Annotated in this window: 17 protein-coding genes; 12 read left to right on the top strand and 5 right to left on the bottom strand. The window is 64.8% G+C overall.

Annotated features, from left to right (window positions below):
- Positions 1 to 141: 141 nt before the first annotated feature.
- Positions 142 to 1,185 (top strand): aldo/keto reductase, encoded by a 1,044-nt coding sequence (locus tag GB927_RS19325; protein WP_256118842.1) that lies wholly within the window; start codon positions 142 to 144, stop codon positions 1,183 to 1,185.
- A 39-nt stretch (positions 1,186 to 1,224) separates the two neighbouring features.
- Here the strand turns inward: GB927_RS19325 and GB927_RS19320 are convergent, their stop codons facing one another.
- Together GB927_RS19320 and GB927_RS19315 are read right to left on the bottom strand one after the other, a co-directional pair.
- Positions 1,225 to 2,613 (bottom strand): nucleobase:cation symporter-2 family protein, encoded by a 1,389-nt coding sequence (locus GB927_RS19320; RefSeq protein ID WP_256118841.1) that lies wholly within the window; start codon positions 2,611 to 2,613, stop codon positions 1,225 to 1,227.
- 288 nt (positions 2,614 to 2,901) lie between these two features.
- The gene (locus GB927_RS19315; protein ID WP_256118840.1) at positions 2,902 to 3,216 is read right to left on the bottom strand and encodes a hypothetical protein; all 315 of its coding nucleotides are present in this window, start codon (positions 3,214 to 3,216) and stop codon (positions 2,902 to 2,904) included.
- Between the two features lie 390 nt (positions 3,217 to 3,606).
- Here GB927_RS19315 and rpsF point away from each other — a divergent pair, with 390 nt between their 5' ends.
- From rpsF to GB927_RS19285, 6 genes are all read left to right on the top strand, one after another.
- On the top strand, positions 3,607 to 4,065 hold the full coding sequence (gene rpsF / locus GB927_RS19310) for a 30S ribosomal protein S6 (protein ID WP_256118839.1): 459 nt from the start codon (positions 3,607 to 3,609) through the stop codon (positions 4,063 to 4,065).
- 25 nt (positions 4,066 to 4,090) lie between these two features.
- Positions 4,091 to 4,339, top strand: a complete 249-nt coding sequence (gene rpsR, locus GB927_RS19305; protein ID WP_069059269.1) for a 30S ribosomal protein S18 — start codon at positions 4,091 to 4,093, stop codon at positions 4,337 to 4,339.
- 210 nt (positions 4,340 to 4,549) lie between these two features.
- On the top strand, positions 4,550 to 5,524 hold the full coding sequence (locus GB927_RS19300; RefSeq protein ID WP_256118838.1) for a YybS family protein: 975 nt from the start codon (positions 4,550 to 4,552) through the stop codon (positions 5,522 to 5,524).
- 22 nt (positions 5,525 to 5,546) lie between these two features.
- Positions 5,547 to 6,122 (top strand): 50S ribosomal protein L9, encoded by a 576-nt coding sequence (gene rplI / locus GB927_RS19295; protein WP_256118837.1) that lies wholly within the window; start codon positions 5,547 to 5,549, stop codon positions 6,120 to 6,122.
- Between the two features lie 198 nt (positions 6,123 to 6,320).
- Complete coding sequence (locus tag GB927_RS19290; RefSeq protein ID WP_256118836.1) at positions 6,321 to 7,607, top strand: cyclopropane fatty acid synthase; 1,287 nt, start codon at positions 6,321 to 6,323, stop codon at positions 7,605 to 7,607.
- Between the two features lie 205 nt (positions 7,608 to 7,812).
- Positions 7,813 to 9,312: a replicative DNA helicase gene (locus tag GB927_RS19285; protein WP_256118835.1), complete on the top strand. Its 1,500-nt coding sequence runs from the start codon at positions 7,813 to 7,815 to the stop codon at positions 9,310 to 9,312.
- Between the two features lie 155 nt (positions 9,313 to 9,467).
- On the opposite strand, the gene GB927_RS19280 is transcribed toward GB927_RS19285, so the two are convergent.
- Positions 9,468 to 10,070 (bottom strand): hypothetical protein, encoded by a 603-nt coding sequence (locus GB927_RS19280; RefSeq protein WP_256118834.1) that lies wholly within the window; start codon positions 10,068 to 10,070, stop codon positions 9,468 to 9,470.
- 117 nt (positions 10,071 to 10,187) lie between these two features.
- Here GB927_RS19280 and alr point away from each other — a divergent pair, with 117 nt between their 5' ends.
- From alr to GB927_RS19255, 5 genes are all read left to right on the top strand, one after another.
- A complete protein-coding gene (gene alr / locus GB927_RS19275; protein WP_256118833.1) occupies positions 10,188 to 11,357 on the top strand; it encodes an alanine racemase in 1,170 nt (389 codons plus the stop codon).
- Between the two features lie 68 nt (positions 11,358 to 11,425).
- The gene (gene radA / locus GB927_RS19270) at positions 11,426 to 12,829 is read left to right on the top strand and encodes a DNA repair protein RadA (RefSeq protein WP_256118832.1); all 1,404 of its coding nucleotides are present in this window, start codon (positions 11,426 to 11,428) and stop codon (positions 12,827 to 12,829) included.
- Between the two features lie 145 nt (positions 12,830 to 12,974).
- Complete coding sequence (locus tag GB927_RS19265) at positions 12,975 to 13,622, top strand: CvpA family protein (RefSeq protein ID WP_256118831.1); 648 nt, start codon at positions 12,975 to 12,977, stop codon at positions 13,620 to 13,622.
- Positions 13,623 to 13,819: 197 nt separating this feature from the next.
- On the top strand, positions 13,820 to 15,313 hold the full coding sequence (purF, locus tag GB927_RS19260) for an amidophosphoribosyltransferase (RefSeq protein WP_256118830.1): 1,494 nt from the start codon (positions 13,820 to 13,822) through the stop codon (positions 15,311 to 15,313).
- Positions 15,314 to 15,324: 11 nt separating this feature from the next.
- Entirely contained in the window at positions 15,325 to 16,065 is a 741-nt protein-coding gene (locus GB927_RS19255; RefSeq protein WP_256118829.1) for an SDR family NAD(P)-dependent oxidoreductase, read from the top strand.
- A 187-nt stretch (positions 16,066 to 16,252) separates the two neighbouring features.
- Here the strand turns inward: GB927_RS19255 and GB927_RS19250 are convergent, their stop codons facing one another.
- Positions 16,253 to 17,290 carry an HlyD family secretion protein gene (locus GB927_RS19250; RefSeq protein ID WP_256118828.1) on the bottom strand — a complete coding sequence of 346 codons (1,038 nt, stop codon included), beginning with the start codon at positions 17,288 to 17,290 and terminating at the stop codon, positions 16,253 to 16,255.
- Positions 17,291 to 17,295: 5 nt separating this feature from the next.
- Positions 17,296 to 18,870 carry an MFS transporter gene (locus GB927_RS19245; RefSeq protein WP_256119079.1) on the bottom strand — a complete coding sequence of 525 codons (1,575 nt, stop codon included), beginning with the start codon at positions 18,868 to 18,870 and terminating at the stop codon, positions 17,296 to 17,298.
- Between the last annotated feature and the right edge of the window lie 17 nt (positions 18,871 to 18,887).

The raw sequence follows: 18,887 nt of genomic DNA, 5'->3' as shown, positions 1-18,887 counted from the left end.
CGGAAGGCCGAGTCAAGGCGTCGGGCCAATCCCGCAAGCCGCGCGGCCGGCATTTCCAAGGGCTTCGCACAGACTTCCGGCTTGCACTTTGCGGCGACCGGCCTACATTCGCGCCGTTCCCACAACAGGATTTCTCCTCCCATGAAATATAATCCGCTCGGCAGGACCGGCATCAGCGTGTCGGAAATCTGCCTTGGCACGATGACCTGGGGTTCGCAGAACAGCGAGCAGGACTCGCACGACCAGCTCGACTACGCCTTCTCCCAGGGCGTGAACTTTATCGATACTGCCGAACTCTATCCGACCACGCCCCTCTCCCCCGAAACCTACGGGGACACCGAACGCTTCATCGGCTCCTGGATGAAGGCGCGCGGCAACCGCGACAAGGTGGTGCTCGCCTCAAAGGTCGCCGGCCCCGGCCGTCCCTATATTCGCGGCGGCCAGCCGATGAGCCGCGCCGGCATCCTGGAGGCGATCGACAACAGCCTCTCCCGCCTTGGGACCGACTATCTCGACCTCTACCAACTGCACTGGCCGAACCGCGGGCATTATCACTTCCGCAATGCCTGGAGCTACGATCCATCGAAGCAGGATCGCGAAAAGGTCGCCGCCGAGCTTCTGGAAATCCACGAGACCATCGGCGACATCGTCAAGGCCGGCAAGGTGCGCGCCTTCGGCCTTTCCAACGATACGGCCTGGGGCACGATGCAGTTGCTGAAGCTTTCCGAAGAGAAGGACCTGCCGCGCGTCGCCTCGATCCAGAACGAGTATAACCTGCTCTACCGGGCCTACGATCTCGACCTCGCCGAAGTGTCCCACCACGAGGATATCGGCCTGCTCGCCTATTCGCCGCTCGCCGCCGGGCTCTTGACCGGCAAATATCTCGACGGTGCCCGGCCGGAAGGCTCGCGCCTGACGAAGAACGGCGATCTCGGCGGCCGCTACCAGCCGCATCAGGAGCCGGCGGTGCGTGCCTACGTGGCGCTTGCAAAGGAATATGGGCTCGATCCCGCCCAGATGGCGCTCGCCTTCTGCCTGACTCGGCCCTTCATGGCCTCCGTCATCATCGGCGCGACGACGATGGAACAGGTGAAGACGGACATCGGGGCGAAGGACCTGGAGCTGTCCCCCGAAGTGCTGAACGGCATTCGCCGCATCCACCGACTCTATCCGGCGCCGATGTAAAAGACAGGCCGGGCGGCCCTGGGCCGCCCGGACCAATCATCAATGGATGGGCTTCGGCTCCTGCGTTTCCGGCAGCAGCCAGTTCAACAGCACGGCGCAGAGACCGCCGGTCGCCACACCCGATTCCAGCACGTCCTTCATGAAGCGCGGCATGTGCGAAACGAATTCCGGCACCTGCGACACGCCAAGACCCAGCGCCAGCGAAATGGCGATGATCAGCAGCGCGCGGCGATCGAGCTGCACGCCGGCCAGGATGTTGATGCCGGAGGCGGCGACCGCGCCGAACATCACGATGACCGCTCCGCCCAGCACCGGCTCCGGCACCGCCTGGATGACGCCGGCAATGGCCGGGAACAGGCCGAGGATGACAAGCACGCCTGCAATATAGACGCCGACATGGCGGCTGGCGACGCCGGTGAGCTGGATGATGCCGTTGTTCTGCGCGAAGACCGAACTCGGGAAGGTGTTGAAGATGCCGGCGAGGAACGAGTTCGCGCCGTTGACCAGCACGCCGCCCTTCACCCGCTCCATCCAGACCGGGCCTTCGACCGGCTGGCGCGAGATCTTGCTGGTGGCGGTAATGTCGCCGATCGCCTCAAGCGAGGTCACCAGGTAGATCACCACCATGGGCGCAAACAGCGTCCAGGAGAAATCCAGCCCGAAATGCAGCGGTGTGGGCACCTGGAACCAGGCGGCCTGGTGGATGCCGGCAAAATCGAGCCGGCCGAGCCAGGCTGCCAGAGCATAACCGACGCCGAGCGCGATGATGATGGCGCTGCTGCGGACCCAAACGACCTGGATGCGGTTCAAGCCGATGATCAGCGCGAGCACGGTGCCGGACAGCAGCAGGTTCTCGCCATTGGCAAACGTGCCCGATTTCATGGCGCCAAAACCGCCGCCCATGCTGATGAGGCCGACCTTGATGAGCGTCAGGCCGATCATTAGCACGACAATGCCGGTGACGAGCGGTGTGATCAGCTTGCGGATGAACGGAAGCACGCGCGAAAGCCCCATCTCGATGAAGGAGCCGGCGATCACCACGCCGAAGATGGAGGCCATGACCGCCTCGACGGGCGTGCCCGAATTGACCATCAGCACGCCGCCGGCAATCAGCGGGCCGACAAAGTTGAAGCTGGTGCCCTGGACGATCAGCAGGCCGGCGCCGAGCGGCCCGAACCGGCGGCACTGGACAAAGGTCGCGATGCCGGAAATGACCAGCGACATCGAAACGATCATGTTCGTATCACGCGCGGAAACGCCGAGCGCCTGACAGATCAGGAGCCCCGGCGTGACGATCGGCACGATGATGGCGAGCAGGTGCTGGATGGCGGCGAGAAGGGCGATCGGCGGCTTCGGCCGATCCTCCAGCGCGAAGACCAGTTCGCTTGATGGCGACGGCGGCAGATCCGGATGCGTATGGGCGTTCATGCGCGGACCTCGCTCAAGATCCCGCTTTTGCGCGCGGCTTCACGGCGTCGTGCTTGCGCACGATCGTTGCGGTAAGTCATGCCTTCTCCTCCCGGCTCGGTCGTTTTCGCCCCAAGGGCGTGCCCGAAACCTCCAGACTTCGGGCGGATCAGGCTAGCCGAGTTCGTCGAAAGCGATTCTTCAAAAAAACCGGAAAGAGTTTCGCGCAAATGGCCGGTTCGACCTGACAGACAAAAGAAACCCGCCGTTTCCAGCGGGTTTCTTCGTTTGCGCCCCTGTCGGGTGACGTTACGGGGTGGTCGTGGTTGCGCCACCACCTTCAGCCGGCTGGCCGCCACTCGGCTGGGTTTCCAGCGTCTGCGTGCCGCCAGTCTGGCCTTCGGTGGTCGTGCCACCGGCCGGTGCCGTATCGGTCGTGCCGATTGCCGAGGTATTGGCATTCGGATCGACGCCGTCACCCGGCGTTCCGCTGCCGACGAAATAGAAGATGCCCACGGCGACGAGGACAGCCAGGATTACAGCGACGGCCCAGCCGCCGGTGCCGCTGCCGCGGCTCGTCTGGTTGACGACGGTCGGGCCACGGTCATCCACCGGACGCGTCAAGCGATCTTCCGGGGGACGATTGACAAGGTTCGGGTCTTGCATGTCGGTCACTCCATCTGGTTGGATCGGAAGGAAGAATGCGGCATTCGCGATTTGGTTCCCGCCCCTGTTGCAAAACGGGGCAAGGCTTTCGCCCGCCAGCCCTTGCGTTCGGCGCAAAAATCCGTATAAGCGCGCTGTTCAACACACCCGGTCAATCGGCTGGTGGCTGAACGGAGGGCCGGCTTTCCTTTGGGAATGCCGTTTGGAGCCAAGGGCTCTAGCCTCCCGTGTCTCCGCTCTCGACCGTCTGGATTAACGCTTTTCTTGCTTCGGGCCTTTGGCTCCTTAAGAACTGTCGTTGAGGCTTGGCGCCGGTTTCGGGTGTAAACGCAAGAAAGGCAAAGCCACATGGCTCTCTACGAACATGTATTCCTGGCCCGCCAGGACGTGTCCGCCCAGCAGGTCGACGGTCTCGTCGAACAGTACAAGGGTGTGATCGAAGCACACGGCGGCAAGGTCGGCCGTATCGAAAACTGGGGCCTCAAGTCCCTGACCTACCGCATCAAAAAGAACCGCAAGGCACACTACGCCCTGATGGACATCGATGCCCCGGCTGCTGCGATCCACGAAATGGAACGCCAGATGCGCATCAACGAAGACGTTCTTCGTTACATGACCATCGCCGTGGAAGCCCACGAAGAAGGCCCGTCGGCCATGATGCAGAAGCGCGACCGCGACGACCGTCCGCGCCGCGATGGCGACGACCGTGGCCCGCGCCGCGACTTCGGCGACCGTCCGCCGCGCCGTGACTTCGGCGATCGTCCGGACCGTGGTGGCGAACGCCGCCCGCGCGAAGACCGCGCGTAATCGAAGCTGAAGGAGAATTAAGACAATGGCTGATACTTCCTCCGCTCCGGCACGCCGTCCGTTCCACCGCCGCCGCAAGACCTGCCCCTTCTCGGGCGCAAACGCTCCGAAGATCGACTACAAGGACGTCCGTCTCCTGTCGCGTTACATCTCCGAGCGCGGCAAGATCGTTCCGTCCCGCATCACGGCCGTTTCCCAGAAGAAGCAGCGCGAACTCGCCAAGGCGATCAAGCGCGCCCGCTTCCTCGGCCTGCTGCCCTACGTCGTAGCGTAATGACGTGACTCTGCGGCCTGACTCGACGTCGGGCCGAGGCACATGACTCCGGGGAAGACGGTTTGCGCCGCCTTCCCCATTTCCCTTCCGCGTTGGGCGCGGATCGGAGCCGCCGGCTTTTTAAAAGCCAAAACCCATGTTGGGGAGACGGTCCTGAATCAGTTTGTCAGGAAACTCCTCTAACTGTCTGACCAGACAGGACAGCGAACCGTGAAGAACCTGACGCCGACATCGATTGCGACCGGCCTGATTGCCGGTGTGACCGCCGCTCTGCTTTCGCTGAGCGCGAACGCGCAGTCGTCGTTTGCGATCGTGCTTTACGCCGCGTCCGCCCTTCCCATTCTCATTGCCGGCCTCGGCTGGGGCAATGCCAGCGCCTTGATCGCGGTCGTCGCCGGCGGCGCCATCGCATCGGCCCTCGTCTCCTCCTATTTCGCGCTGTTGATCGTCATCATCACGCTGATCCCGGCCGGTTGGCTCTCCAACCTCGCGAACCTCGCCCGCCCCGCCTCCGAGCTCGGCGGCCCGGACAACGCGCTCGCCTGGTATCCGCTGTCCAACATCCTCGTGCATCTCGCCATCATGGTGACGCTCGGCATGATCGCGGTCGGCGCGATCGTCGGCTACGACAGCGCCATGGCGAGCCAGCTGGTCGATATCGTCATCCAGACACTGAAGGCGCAGGAGCCGCTCTACAATCCGGATGCGACGGCAATCGCGCAGCTCAAGGCCGTGTTCGCGCTGGCGCTGCCGCTGGTGCAGGGCGCGCTCTGGGTCTTCCTGCTGTTTGCGGCCTACTACATCGCAAGCTTCATCGTGCGCGTTTCCGGCAAGGGTCTTCGCCCGCGCGAGGACATGCCCTCGACGCTGCGCATGCACCGCAACGCCATCTTCTTCTTCCTCGCCGGTCTCCTCGTCGCCTTCTTCGGCGGCGTCCCGGCGATCATCGGCGCGCTCGTCTGCGGCACCTTCGGGGCCGGTTTCGTGCTCGCCGGCTTCGCGAGCCTGCATTTCAGGACACGCGGCAAGTCCTGGCGGCTTCCCGTCCTGTGGCTCGTCTATCTCTCGGTATTGCTCTTCACGATACCGGTCTTCGTCATCCTCATTCTGGGCCTGATGGACACGCGGCGCACCATCGCGCTGACGCCCACCGGCCCGGCGGAAAAGAAAAACCAGAACACCTGAACGTCACGAAAGGAACTCTAAAATGGACGTCATTCTCCTCGAACGCATCGCCAAGCTCGGCCAGATGGGCGAAACCGTAAAGGTTCGCGACGGCTTTGCCCGTAACTACCTGCTGCCGCTCGGCAAGGCGCTGCGCGCCAACGAAGCCAACAAGAAGCGCTTCGAATCCGAGCGTTCGACGCTCGAAGCCCGCAACCTCGAGCGCAAGTCGGAAGCCCAGTCGGTTGCCGAAAAGCTTGACGGCAAGTCCTTCATCGTCGTTCGCTCCGCCGGCGAAACCGGCCAGATGTACGGCTCGGTCGCTGCCCGCGACATCGTCGAAGTGCTTGCAGCCGAAGGCTTCAACATCGGCCGCAACCAGGTCGAACTCAACACCCCGATCAAGGCGATCGGCCTGCACAAGGTCGTCCTGCACCTGCACGCCGAAGTCGAGATCACCATCGAGCTCAACGTTGCCCGCTCCGCCGACGAAGCCGAGCGCCAGGCCAAGGGCGAAAGCCTCACCTCGGCCGACGCCATCTACGGCATCGACGAAGACGCCCTGAAGCCGGAAGATTTCTTCGATCCGGAAGCTGACGGCGAAGACGAAGACGCTTGATCGTCAGGCATTTTCCAGGACGGGCCGGCTCTGCCGGCCCGTTTTCGTTTCAAGGGCCAAAAAGCACGGCTTGAAATCCGGCTTCCCGCATCAATATTTATACTTCGTTAGACTGGATTGGCGGTCGGGCCGCTTCCCAGGCCGGTTTCCGACCCAGACCCGTCCCGCCACGTTTTTAAGCGCGACGGAGTTTAGCGAATGAAATTCATTGTACAGGCTCTCGTTTCCCGCCTCGTCGAGACCGGAAACCTGACGATCACCTACCCGGACGGAACCCGCCAGGTCTTCGGCGACGGCACGGGCAACCCGGTCCACATGCGTCTCAACAGCAGGAAGGCCGTGTGGGGCATCGCCCTCGATCCCGCCTACTATCTCGGCCATCACTACGGCACCGGTGATGTCGACATCATCGAAGGCGACATATACGGCCTGCTCAAGGCCGTGTTCACCGGCAGTCCCGATTTCAAATATTACGACACATTCTGGAGCCGCGTGCTGGAGCGCGGGCGCTACCTCCTGCGCTGGGCGCGCGAGAAGAACAGCATCGTGCGCTCGCGCCGCAACGTCCAGCACCACTACGACCTGACCGGCGCGCTCTACGACCTGTTCCTCGACCAGGACCGGCAATATTCCTGCGCCTATTTCGAGCGGCCGGACCAGACGCTCGACGAGGCGCAGCTTGCCAAGAAGCGCCACATCGCGGCCAAGCTCAACATCAACCGGCCTGGCCAGAGCGTGCTCGACATCGGCAGCGGCTGGGGCGGCATGGCGCTCTACCTTGCCCGCCAGCTCGGCGCCAAGGTGACCGGCGTGACGCTCTCCGACGAGCAGCACGCGCTCTCCGTGAAGCGGGCGAACGAGGCCGGGCTTGCTGGCGACATCGAATTCCTGCTGCAGGACTACCGCAACACGGAAGGCCCCTTCGACCGCATCGTCTCCGTCGGCATGTTCGAGCATGTCGGCCGGCCGAATTACCTGACCTTCTTCAAGAAGAGCGCGTCGTTGCTGAAACGCGACGGCGTGATGCTGCTGCACACGATCGGCCGCACGGACCGGCCCTCCGCCAACAACCCGTTCATCGAGAAGTACATCTTCCCGGGCGGCTACATCCCTGCCCTTTCCGAGGTAATGCAGGCTGTGGAAAAGAGCGGGCTGGCGGTCACCGACGTCGAGATCCTGCGGCTGCACTATGCCGAGACGCTGCGCCATTGGCGGGAACGCTTCATGGCAAGGCGCGACGAGGCGAAGGCGCTCTATGACGAAAAATTCTGCCGGATCTGGGAGTTCTACCTGGCAGCCTCCGAAAGCGCCTTCCGCTGGCAGAACCTCGTTGTCTTCCAGCTCCAGCTCGCGCATGACCAAGAGGCCGTGCCGCTGACACGCGAATATATCGGGCGCGGCGAGGATTGTCTCAAGGCGCACGAGGGCAATCCGAAGGGCGACCGGCGCGGCGCGCGGCAGTTCCCGCAGGAGGCGTCGCTCTGAGATTCGGCCTCGCTCTGAGATTCGGGATGTGAGTCAACCGAAAGCCAGCAGGCCCGGCGCAATCCGGACTTGCTGTGTCCCCGCCGCCTGTGGAAAAGTCTAACAACGGGCTTAAACGGCGAGAGCCTGCGGAAGCGCTTGACCCCTTCCGGCAAAGCGAAGAAACCAGCGGGCTTCGGAAACAGGGACGGGGAGATTCGGGACGATGAACGACGCTGCGCGAAAGCTCAACCAGCAAAATCGCGACAATGCGGAGCTGCATCACCGCGAGTCGCCGAACAACATCGAGGCCGAACAGGCGCTGCTCGGTGCCATCATCCTCAACAACGACGCCTATTACCGCGTTTCGGACTTTTTGAAGCCCGTGCATTTCCACGAGCCGCTGCACCGCAAGATCTACGAAGTCGCCGGCGACATGATCCGCATGGGCAAGATTGCCACGACGATCACGCTCAAGACGCACCTGCCGACGGACGTGAAGGTCGGCGAGCATACGGTCTCGCAATACCTGGCCGCCCTCGTCGGCGGTGCCGTGACGATCATCAACGCGGAAGACTATGGCCGCGCGATCTATGACCTGGCGCTGCGTCGCTCGCTGATCAATATCGGCGAGGACATGGTCAACATCGCCTATGATGCGCCGCTCGACATGCCGCCGCAGACCCAGATCGAGGACGCCGAACGGCGCCTGTTCGAGCTCGCCGAGACCGGCCGCTACGACGGCGGCTTCCAGTCGTTCAACGATGCGGTCGCCCAGGCGATCGACATGGCGGGGGCGGCCTTCGAGCGCGACGGCTCGCTCTCCGGCATCTCCACCGGCATCCACTCGCTCGACGCCCGCATGGGCGGCCTCCAGCGCTCGGACTTGATCGTTCTCGCCGGACGCCCCGGCATGGGCAAGACCTCGCTCGCCACCAACATCGCCTACAACATCGCCGCGACCTACGAGCCGGAAGTGCAGGCGGACGGGTCCTTCAAGCCGAAGAACGGCGGCGTCGTCGGCTTCTACTCGCTCGAAATGTCCTCCGAACAGCTCGCCACCCGTATCATCTCCGAGCAGACGGAAGTCTCCTCGTCGAAAATCCGCCGCGGCGACATTTCCGAGGCCGACTTCGAGAAGCTCGTCGCCTGCTCCCAGATGATGCAGAAGGTGCCGCTCTATATCGACCAGACCGGTGGTATCTCGATCGCCCAGCTTTCCGCCCGCGCGCGCCGCCTGAAGCGCCAGCGCGGCCTCGATTGCCTGGTGGTGGACTATATCCAGCTCATGACCGGCTCGGGCAAGTCGAGCGACAACCGCGTGCAGGAAATCACCCAGATCACCACGGGCCTCAAGGCGCTCGGCAAGGAACTGAACGTGCCGATCATCGCGCTCTCCCAGCTTTCCCGCCAGGTGGAAAGCCGCGAGGACAAGCGCCCGCAGCTCTCCGACCTTCGCGAATCGGGCTCGATCGAACAGGACGCCGACGTGGTGCTCTTCGTGTTCCGCGAGGAATATTACGTGAAGAACATGGAGCCGCGCGACGAGTTCGACCCGAAATACGAAGAGTGGAAGATGAAGTTCGAGGCCGTGAAGGGCACCGCCGACGTCATCATCGCCAAGCAGCGTCACGGACCGACCGGCACGGTAAAACTCGCCTTCCAGTCGGAATATACCCGCTTCACCGACCTCGCCGACCCGTCCTTCAGCCAGTACGAGCACTGAGGCGGACCGCTCCAAAATTCGGCACACCTCCTCCTCCGTCATCCTCGGGCTTGACCCGAGGATCCAGGCAGCGGGTGTTGCGTGGATGGTCGGGTCAAGCCCGACCATGACGAAAAGAAAGGTCGTGCGGATAGTCTAGGTGCCGCTTCCGGCCGTCACTTCTTCCCGAAAGCCGGGGCCTTGCAGAAATCCGCGACGATGGCGAGCGCGCGTTTGGCGCGTGCCTTCTGCTCCTCGTCCATCATCGGCAGGTCGAGCCTGTCGGCGCACATATCATCAGGCGCGCCGCTCTCGCCGGAGAGCGACATGCGGCTGGTGCAGAGCAGCCCCTTCCCTGTCAAAACGATCTGCTGCGCCTCCGGCGCATCGAAGGCGACGGGGTTTCCTTCCGCGATCATGTCGTCGACCGAGGCATAGGCCGTCACGGCGGTGACGCGGCTGAGGTCGACGATGCCGAGCGTCAGGCTTGCCCATTGATCGGGAAATTGCAGGGCAGACGTGGTGCGCGCGCGGCAGGGCGCGCCGGAAACTTCGAGCCGGGTCACCAGCCGCGGCGCATTCGGGTTGTCGACGATCGAATAATAGATGTCCGCGCTGTCGTCGCGCTCCGGCACGGCGCCGTCCTGCGCAAGGCCGAGCAGCACCGCATGCGCCTCGCGCATCTCGGCATCCGTCGGCGCATCCTGCGCGGCGGCCGGCGCGAAACAGGCTGCGGCCAGCGCCACGCCCAAAACGATCGTCCGTGTCCGCGCCCGCATGTGCTTCCCCGTTTACTTCCCGGTTTTTTGGGCCGCACCATAGAGGCGCCCCTTCGCCCCGGCAATGCGGCCTGCGGGCGTATTGCCGCCATGATCCACAGGCTGTATCTCAAAACCATGAGCACGCATCACACGCCCGCCCGTTCCACCCTTCCCGTCGCCGGCGAGGACCATGCCCGCCTGACGATCGACCTCTCCGCGCTGTTCGACAACTGGCGCGCCATGGCGCGACGCTCGGGCGCCGCGCGCACCGCCGCCGTCATGAAGGCCGACGCCTACGGCATCGGGCTGGAGCCGGCGGCAAAGACCTTCCACCAGGCGGGCGCGCGCGATTTCTTCGTCGCCACCCCGGCAGAAGGTGCTGCCCTTCGCACCCTGCTGCCGGATGTCCGCATCTATGTGCTCTCCGGCATGTGGGCCGGCTCGGAACGGCTGTTCTTCGAATTCGACCTCGTGCCGGTCATCGTCTCGGAGGAACAGCTCGTCACCTTCATGGCGGCGATCTCCGATGGCGGCGACCTGCCCTGCGTGCTGCATGTCGATACCGGCATGAGCAGGCTCGGCCTCCGGGTCGAGGATGCGCTGGCGCTGGCGGGTGATGTCGCGCGCCCGGCGAGTTTTTCGCCGATCATGCTGCTCAGCCACCTCGCCTGCGCCGACGATCCGAGCCACCCGCTCAACCGGCAGCAGCTCCAGCGTTTCCGCACCGCCATCGAGGCCTTCGACGGCATCGATGCGACGCTCGCCAATTCCGCCGGCATCTTTCTCGGCGAGGACTATCATTTCACCCTCACCCGCCCGGGCATCGCGCTTTACGGCGGTGCTGCCGTCAACGACGTGCCGAACCCGATGAAACCCGTCGTCACCGCCGAGGCACGCATCCTGCAGGTGCGCGAGGCGAAGGCCGGCGAGAGCGTCAGCTACGGCGCGTCCATGGTGTTTACCCGAGATACCCGCATCGCGGTGGCCGCCGTCGGTTATGCGGATGGCTACATGCGCAGCCTCTCCGGCTCCGGCGTGCCGCTGCGCACGGCGAACATTGCGGGTGCCAGAGGTGTGCTGCATGGCCGCACCGTGCCGCTGATCGGCCGCGTCACCATGGACCTCACCCATTTCGACGTGACGGACCTGCCGCCCGGCAGCGTGCGCGCCGGCGACTTCATCGAGCTCTTCGGCCGCCACATGCCCATCCAGGACGTGGCGCGCGCCGGCGGCACCATCGACTACGAACTCCTGACCGGCCTCGGCCGCCGCTATGAGCGGCGCTACGAGGCGGTGAAAAAATAGGACATGTTCCCGTTTTGTGCTAGAGGCATCCGGATCGATTCCCAAACCCTTCCGGAGAGCGCGACCTGATGGTGAAACCCCGCACCCAATTCATCTGCCAGAACTGCGGCACCGCGCATTCCCGCTGGGTGGGCAAATGCGAGGGCTGCGGCGAGTGGAACACCGTCGTCGAGGAAGACCCGATGGGCGGCATCGGCTCCGGCCCCGGCAAGGTGCCGAAGAAGGGCCGGCCGGTGGCGCTGACGGCGCTGTCGGGCGAAATCGAGGAAGCCCCGCGCATCCACACCGGCATTGCCGAACTCGACCGGGCGACCGGTGGCGGTTTCGTGCGCGGCTCCGCCGTGCTGATCGGCGGCGATCCCGGCATCGGCAAGTCGACGCTGCTGATGCAGGCCGCCGCCGCCCTCTCCCGCCGCGGCCACCGCATCATCTACGTGTCGGGCGAAGAGGCCGTCGCGCAGGTGCGCCTGCGCGCGCAGCGCCTGCATGCCGCCGAGACCGACGTGCTGCTCGCCGCCGAGACCAATGTCGAGGACATCCTTGCCACCGTCGGCGAAGGCAAGCGCCCGGACCTCGTCATCATCGATTCGATCCAGACCCTGTGGAGCGACACGGCGGACGCGGCCCCCGGCACCGTCACGCAGGTGCGCACCGGCGTGCAGGCGATGATCCGCTTCGCCAAGCAGACGGGTGCCGCGATGGTGCTGGTCGGCCATGTCACCAAGGAAGGCCAGATCGCCGGCCCGCGCGTCGTCGAGCATATGGTCGATGCCGTGCTCTATTTCGAGGGCGACCGCGGCCACCACTACCGCATCCTGCGCACGGTCAAGAATCGTTTCGGCCCGACGGACGAGATCGGCGTCTTCGAAATGTCCGACAAGGGTCTTCGCGAGGTCAACAATCCCTCCGAGCTCTTCCTCGGCGAGCGCAATGAAAAATCGCCGGGCGCCGCCGTCTTCGCCGGCATGGAGGGCACGCGGCCCGTGCTGGTCGAGGTGCAGGCGCTCGTTGCCCCCACATCGCTCGGCACGCCGCGCCGCGCCATCGTCGGCTGGGATTCGGCGCGGCTCTCGATGATCCTCGCGGTGCTGGAGGCGCATTGCGGCGTCCGCCTCGGGCAACACGATGTTTACCTCAATGTGGCGGGCGGATATCGCATTACGGAGCCGGCGGCGGACCTTGCCGTCGCGTCTGCGCTGGTTTCGTCGCTCGCCGGACTTGCCCTTCCCGCAGATTGCGTCTATTTCGGCGAAGTCAGCCTGTCGGGCGCCATTCGCCCGGTGGCGCACACCGCCCAGCGCCTCAAGGAGGCGGAAAAACTGGGGTTTTCGCAGGCCGTGCTCCCCGCCGGTTCCGCCGATCTGCCGAAAGGCACGGGCGGCCGCTGGAGCGAGATCGACAGCCTGCCGGATCTGGTGGCGCGCATTGCCGGATCGAAGGCCGCCCTCAAGCGGGAGGACGAGGACGTTTGACGCCCTGCGGCGCGCGGCAAAGGCCTGTGGGAAACATTGGCCGCCGGCGTGCCGAAGCGGGACGACGGATAGGCCTTGCGTTAAGGTGCCCCCGGCTTTAGGCGACGTGGGCCCGGCGACATTTCGGGTTTGGAGTAGGACGAATATGCCCATCACAATTCTCGACGGTATCGTCATCGGCGTCGCGCTGTTCTCCGCCGTGCTGGCGATGGTGCGCGGTTTCTCGCGCGAGGTGCTCTCCGTCGCAAGCTGGGTGGGTGCCGCGGCAGCCGCCTACTTCCTCTATCCGGTCCTCCTGCCCTATGCGAAGGACTATACGACGAGCGACACGGTCGCGATGGTCGGCTCCGCCGCCGCCGTCTTCCTCGTCGCGCTCATCGTGATCTCCTTCATCACCATGCGGATCGCCGATTTCATCATCGACAGCCGCATCGGCGCGCTCGACCGCACGCTCGGCTTCCTGTTCGGGGCCGCCCGCGGCATCCTGCTCGTCGTCGTCGCCATGCTGTTCTTCAACTGGCTGGTCGCCCCGCAGCAGCAGCCGTCCTGGGTCACCACGGCGAAATCGAAGCCGCTGCTCGACAATCTCGGCTCGCGCCTCGTGGCGCTGCTGCCGGAAGATGCCGACGCGACGATCCTCGACCGCCTGCGCGGCAAGCCCGTCGAAGGCCAGCCGACCGAGGGCGAAGGCGGCGCGGAAGACCCGGATGCCGCCACCGGCACGGGTCAGGGTACGGGCCAAGGTACGACGGGCCAGACGCCCGCCGAAGAGGTTCCGGCCACGAACGGATAAGTGATCAAGGGCGCCGCCACTCGCGATAATTGACGAAGGCGGGCGCCCCGATTTTTTGATAGGATGAGACGATCGCCACTGATGCTTCCGGGCCTCGGTGGCAAATGCTTTAGGCCATACCCATATGGGCGTGGCCAGGACGCAACGAAGACCAGACCCGTGCAACCTCCTACGGTCCCGAGCAAAGGCTTGCAGCAATGAGCGATTTCAAGTTCCCCGGCCGCCACGATGACGATCTCGACGGCGACACGCTTCACGAAGAGTGCGGCGTCTTCGGCATTCTCGGCCATCCGGAAGCAGCCACCCTCACGGCGCTCGGCCTGCATGCGCTCCAGCATCGCGGCCAGGAAGCTGCCGGTATCGTCTCCTTCGACGGCAAGCAGTTCCACACCGAAAAGCACATGGGCCTCGTCGGCGACCACTACACCAACCCGGTGACGATCGCGAAGCTGCCCGGTACCATGGCGATCGGCCACACGCGCTATTCCACCACCGGCGAAGTGGCGCTGCGCAACGTGCAGCCGCTTTTTGCGGAACTGGAAGTCGGCGGCATCGCGGTCGCCCATAATGGCAACTTCACCAACGGCCTGACGCTGCGCCGCCAACTCATCGCCGGTGGCGCCATCTGTCAGTCGACGTCGGATACCGAGGTCGTGCTGCACCTCATCGCCCGCTCGCGCTACACCTCCACGACGGACCGCTTCATCGATGCGATCCGCCAGATGGAAGGCGGCTATTCGATGCTCGGCATCACCCGCACCAAGCTGATCGCCGCGCGCGACCCCACCGGCATCCGCCCGCTCGTCATGGGCGAACTCGATGGCAAGCCGATCTTCTGCTCGGAAACCTGCGCGCTCGACATCATCGGCGCGAAATACATCCGCGACGTGGAGAACGGCGAGATCATCGTCTGCGAAATCCAGCCGGACGGCTCGATCTCCATCGAGGCGAAGAAGGCAGGCAATGTGCAGCCGGAACGGCTTTGCCTGTTCGAATATGTCTATTTCGCCCGTCCCGATTCCGTCGTCGGCGGCCGCAGCGTCTATGTGGCGCGCAAGAACATGGGCATCAACCTCGCCAAGGAACATCCGGTCGAGGGCGACGTGGTCGTGCCGGTGCCCGATGGCGGCACGCCGGCAGCGCTCGGCTATGCGCAGGAAAGCGGCATTCCGTTCGAATACGGCATCATCCGCAACCACTATGTCGGGCGCACCTTCATCGAGCCGACGCAGCAGATCCGCGCCTTCGGCGTCAAGCTCAAGCATTCGGCCAACCGCGCGATGATCGACGGCAAGCGCGTCATCCTCGTCGACGATTCGATCGTGCGCGGCACGACGTCGCTGAAGATCGTGCAGATGATCCGCGATGCCGGCGCCAAGGAAGTGCATGTGCGCGTTGCCAGCCCGATGATCTTCTACCCGGACTTCTACGGCATCGACACGCCGGACCGCGACAAGCTGCTCGCCAACCAGTACAACGACGTCAAGGCGATGGCGAAATACATCGGGGCGGATTCGCTGGAATTCATCTCCATCGACGGCCTCTACCGCGCCGTCGGCGGCGAGGACCGCAACCCGGCCCGTCCGCAGTTCACCGACCATTACTTCACCGGCGACTATCCGACGCGCCTCCTTGACAAGGAAGGCGAGACGATGGGACGGAAGATCTCGGTAATGGCAAGCAACGGATAATTGACAGCAGCATGAGCATCGACCTGAAAGACCGCATCGCGCTGGTCACCGGCGCGTCGCGCGGTATCGGCTATTTCACCGCCCTCGAACTCGCGAAAGCCGGCGCCCATGTCATCGCATGCGCGCGCACCGTCGGCGGGCTGGAAGAGCTGGACGATGCGATCAAGGCCGTCGGCGGCAGCGCGACCCTCGTGCCCTTCGACCTCACCGACATGCCGGCGATCGACAAGCTCGGCGGCTCGATCTTCGAGCGCTGGGGCAAGCTCGACATCCTCGTGGCGAATGCCGGCATCCTCGGCGTGATCTCGCCGATCGGCCATGTCGAGGCCAAGGTCTTCGAGAAGGTCATGGCGATCAACGTCACTTCGACCTGGCGCCTTATCCGCTCGGTCGAGCCGTTGCTCTTGAAGTCGGATGCCGGCCGCGCCGTCGTGCTGTCGTCGAGCGCCGCGCACAAGTGCAAGCCCTTCTGGGGGCCTTACTCGGCCTCCAAGGCCGCCGTCGAGGCGCTGGCCCGCACCTGGGCCGCCGAGACGCAGCGCACCGCGCTGCGCATCACCTCCTTCGACCCCGGCGGCACCCGCACCGCGATGCGCGCCCAGGCGATCCCCGGCGAAGACCCGATGACGGTGCAGCACCCGTCGGAAGTGGCGAAGGCCATCCTGCCGCTGGTGGCACGCGATTTTGCCGAGACGGGCAAGCTGTTCGACATGCGCCAGGGGCGGTTGCTGGATTATCGTTTGCCGGAGTGATGCGTTGAGGGCTTCACCCCCCTCTGCCCTGCCGGGCATCTCCCCCACAAGGGGGGAGATTGGATGGGGTGGCGGCTTCGCCCATCTTCAACGTCGCTGATTGAACAATGTTTTTGCCTCTTGCCGATCTCCCTCCTTGTGGGGGAGATGTCCGGCAGGACAGAGGGGGGTGTGCCAGGCGACCCGCCTATTCCCCCACCACCGTCTTCACCACCACCGACAACCCCGGCGCCAGGTGCTTCGCCAGCTCCTGCCCCTCGTCGATCGCGATGCGGACCGGCACGCGCTGGGCGACCTTGGTGAAGTTGCCGGTGGCGTTGTCCGGCTTGATGACGCTGAACTCCGAGCCGGCGGCAGGCGAGAAGCGTTCGACGTGGCCTGTCAGCGTGGCGTGCTTCAGCGCATCGACGCTGACCTCGACCTTCTGGCCGGGCTGGATATAGGCAAGCTGGGTTTCCTTGAAATTGGCGATGACCCAGGTGTCATGCGGCACGACGGCCATGAGCTGCGTGCCGGCGGCGACATACTGGCCGAGCTTGACGCCCACCTCACCCACCACGCCGTCGCGCGGCGCCGTGATGCTGGTGTTGGACAGGTCGATCTTGGCAAGCTCCACCGAGGCTTCCGCGCCCGCCACGGCGGCGCGCAGCGAATCCCGGCTGACGATGATCGTCTGTAGGTCTTGCTTGGAGACTTCCAGGTTCGCCTCGGCCTGCGAGACGGAGGCGTTCGCCTGGTCGAGCGTGGTGCGGCTCTGCTCGCGGTCGCTCTGGGTGGCGATGCCCTTGTTGGACAGTTCCTCGATGCGGTTCCAGTTTTCCTCCGCCCGGCGCTTGGCGAAGCGCGCGCTGTCGAGGGCGGCGTCGCTGGCGCCGATGCGCGCCTTGGCGGCGTTTTCCTGCTGAACGGAATTGGCAAGCGCTGCCTTCTGGGTGGCGAGCGTGGCATTGGCCTGCTCGACCTTCTGGCGGTAGATGCGGTCGTCGAGGCGTGCGAGCACCGCGCCGGCCTTGACCGTCTCGTAGTCCTTGACCGGCACATCCGTGACATAGCCGCTCAATTGCGGGCTGATCAGCGTCACGTAGCCGCGCACATAGGCATTGTCCGTCGTCTGGACCTCGCTCGAAAAGGGCGGCAGGTGCCAGGCGTAGAGCACGGCGACGAGGCCGGCGATGCCGAGAAGAACGGCGAGTGCGGTGGCTGTGTGGCGGATATAAGTCTTCATGTCGGTCAACCTTCAACGGCCGCTTGCTCGCGGTCGCGCGCAATAGCCTCTCTGATACGAACGGTAAGCAGGTGGATGGCAAGGGCGGCCGCAGCGCCCACGGCCAAGAGCGCGATGACGAAGAACGCATCGTTGTGGGCGAGCACATTGGCCTCGCGCGTCACCTGCTGGCTGAGCAGCGCCACGCCTTCCGCCTTCAGCACCGCGCTATCGACGATCGTGCGGCCATAGGCGGCGGACAGCTGCGAGACGCGGGCCGCGACCAGCGGATCGGCCAGCGTCATCGCCTCGGCGAGGATATTCGAGTGGAATTTTTCGCGCAGCGTGATGAAGGAGCCGAAGAGCGCCGAACCGGCAAGGCCGCCGAGGCTCTGCGTCACCAGGAAGACGACGATGAAGCTCAGGATATATTGCGGCCCCTTGCGCAGCGCCAGCGTGAAGCCGGAGGCGATGGCAGGCGGCAGGAACAGGCTGCCGCCGGCGGCGATCATCGCCTGGCTCCAATACATCTGCTCGGGCCGCGTCAGGTTCGTCGCATGGCTGTCCAGATAGGCGCCGACGCCGATCAGCATCAGCGCGACCATGTGGAGGCCCGGCTCCCGACCGGGTTTCAGCACGGCCGCACAGACGAGGCCGCCGGCAATGGTGGCGAGCGCTGTGACACCATAGAGGCCTATAAGCTGGTCGTTCAGGAGCCCGGTGATCTGGAAGAAATTGCCGGCGACCGCGGTCTGTTCGGCGAGCATCAGGCGGAAGAGGATCAGGACACCGGCGAAGTGCAGGATCTCGCGGCTGAACAGCCAGCGCAGGTCGATGAGCGGCGTCTTGCGGTTGAGCTCGATCACCGCGGCGATGGTGAGTGCTACGACCATCACCACCAGCAGTTCGCCGATCCACTGCGCCTCCAGCCACCAGTAAGTGCGCCCGGTGACGAGCACGACCGCGCCGGCGCCAAACCCGAAGGCGATGAACAGGTAGCTGACGATATCGAGCTTCTCGATGACTTTTACCCGCGGCGGCGCGGTCAGCGGCAGGAGATAGATGGCGGCGAAGGACAGCATGGCCAGCGCCACCTCGAACTGCAAGAGCGCCCGCACCCCGCCGAGATCGATGAGTGCCGGCGAAATCAGCCGGGTCAGCGGCGCGGCAAGCCCGATATTGGTGAGCGCCAGCGAGATGCCGACCGTCAGCTTGCGCGCCGGCGAGAAGGCTTCGAGCATGTAGAGAAAGCCGAGCGAGGACAGCGGTGCGGCCGCGATGCCGGCGAAGAAGCGCAGCACGATGGCGGATTGCAGGTCCGTGATGAAGATGTGCAGCACCGAGACGACGAGGAAGACGGCGATGCCGAGCTCGGCAAAGGGGCGAAGGCCATACTGGTTGCGGATCTTGATCAGCGCCAGCGACAGCGAGGCATTGGGCGCCATATAGGCCGCGATCAGCCAGACCGCTTCCGTGCTCGTGGCACCCAGCGGCCCCTGGAGCTGGGGAATATTGGCGGCGACGAGGTTCAGGCCGAAACCCTGGGTCATGGCCAGCAGCGTCGAGGCCGCCATATAGGCTGCCGCACGCGGCGGGGCCATGGGGGCTGGAGCCGGCG

Source organism: Shinella lacus (assembly GCF_010994755.1).
Classification (GTDB): domain Bacteria; phylum Pseudomonadota; class Alphaproteobacteria; order Rhizobiales; family Rhizobiaceae; genus Shinella; species Shinella lacus.
This window is presented reverse-complemented; position numbering and strand designations above follow the sequence as displayed.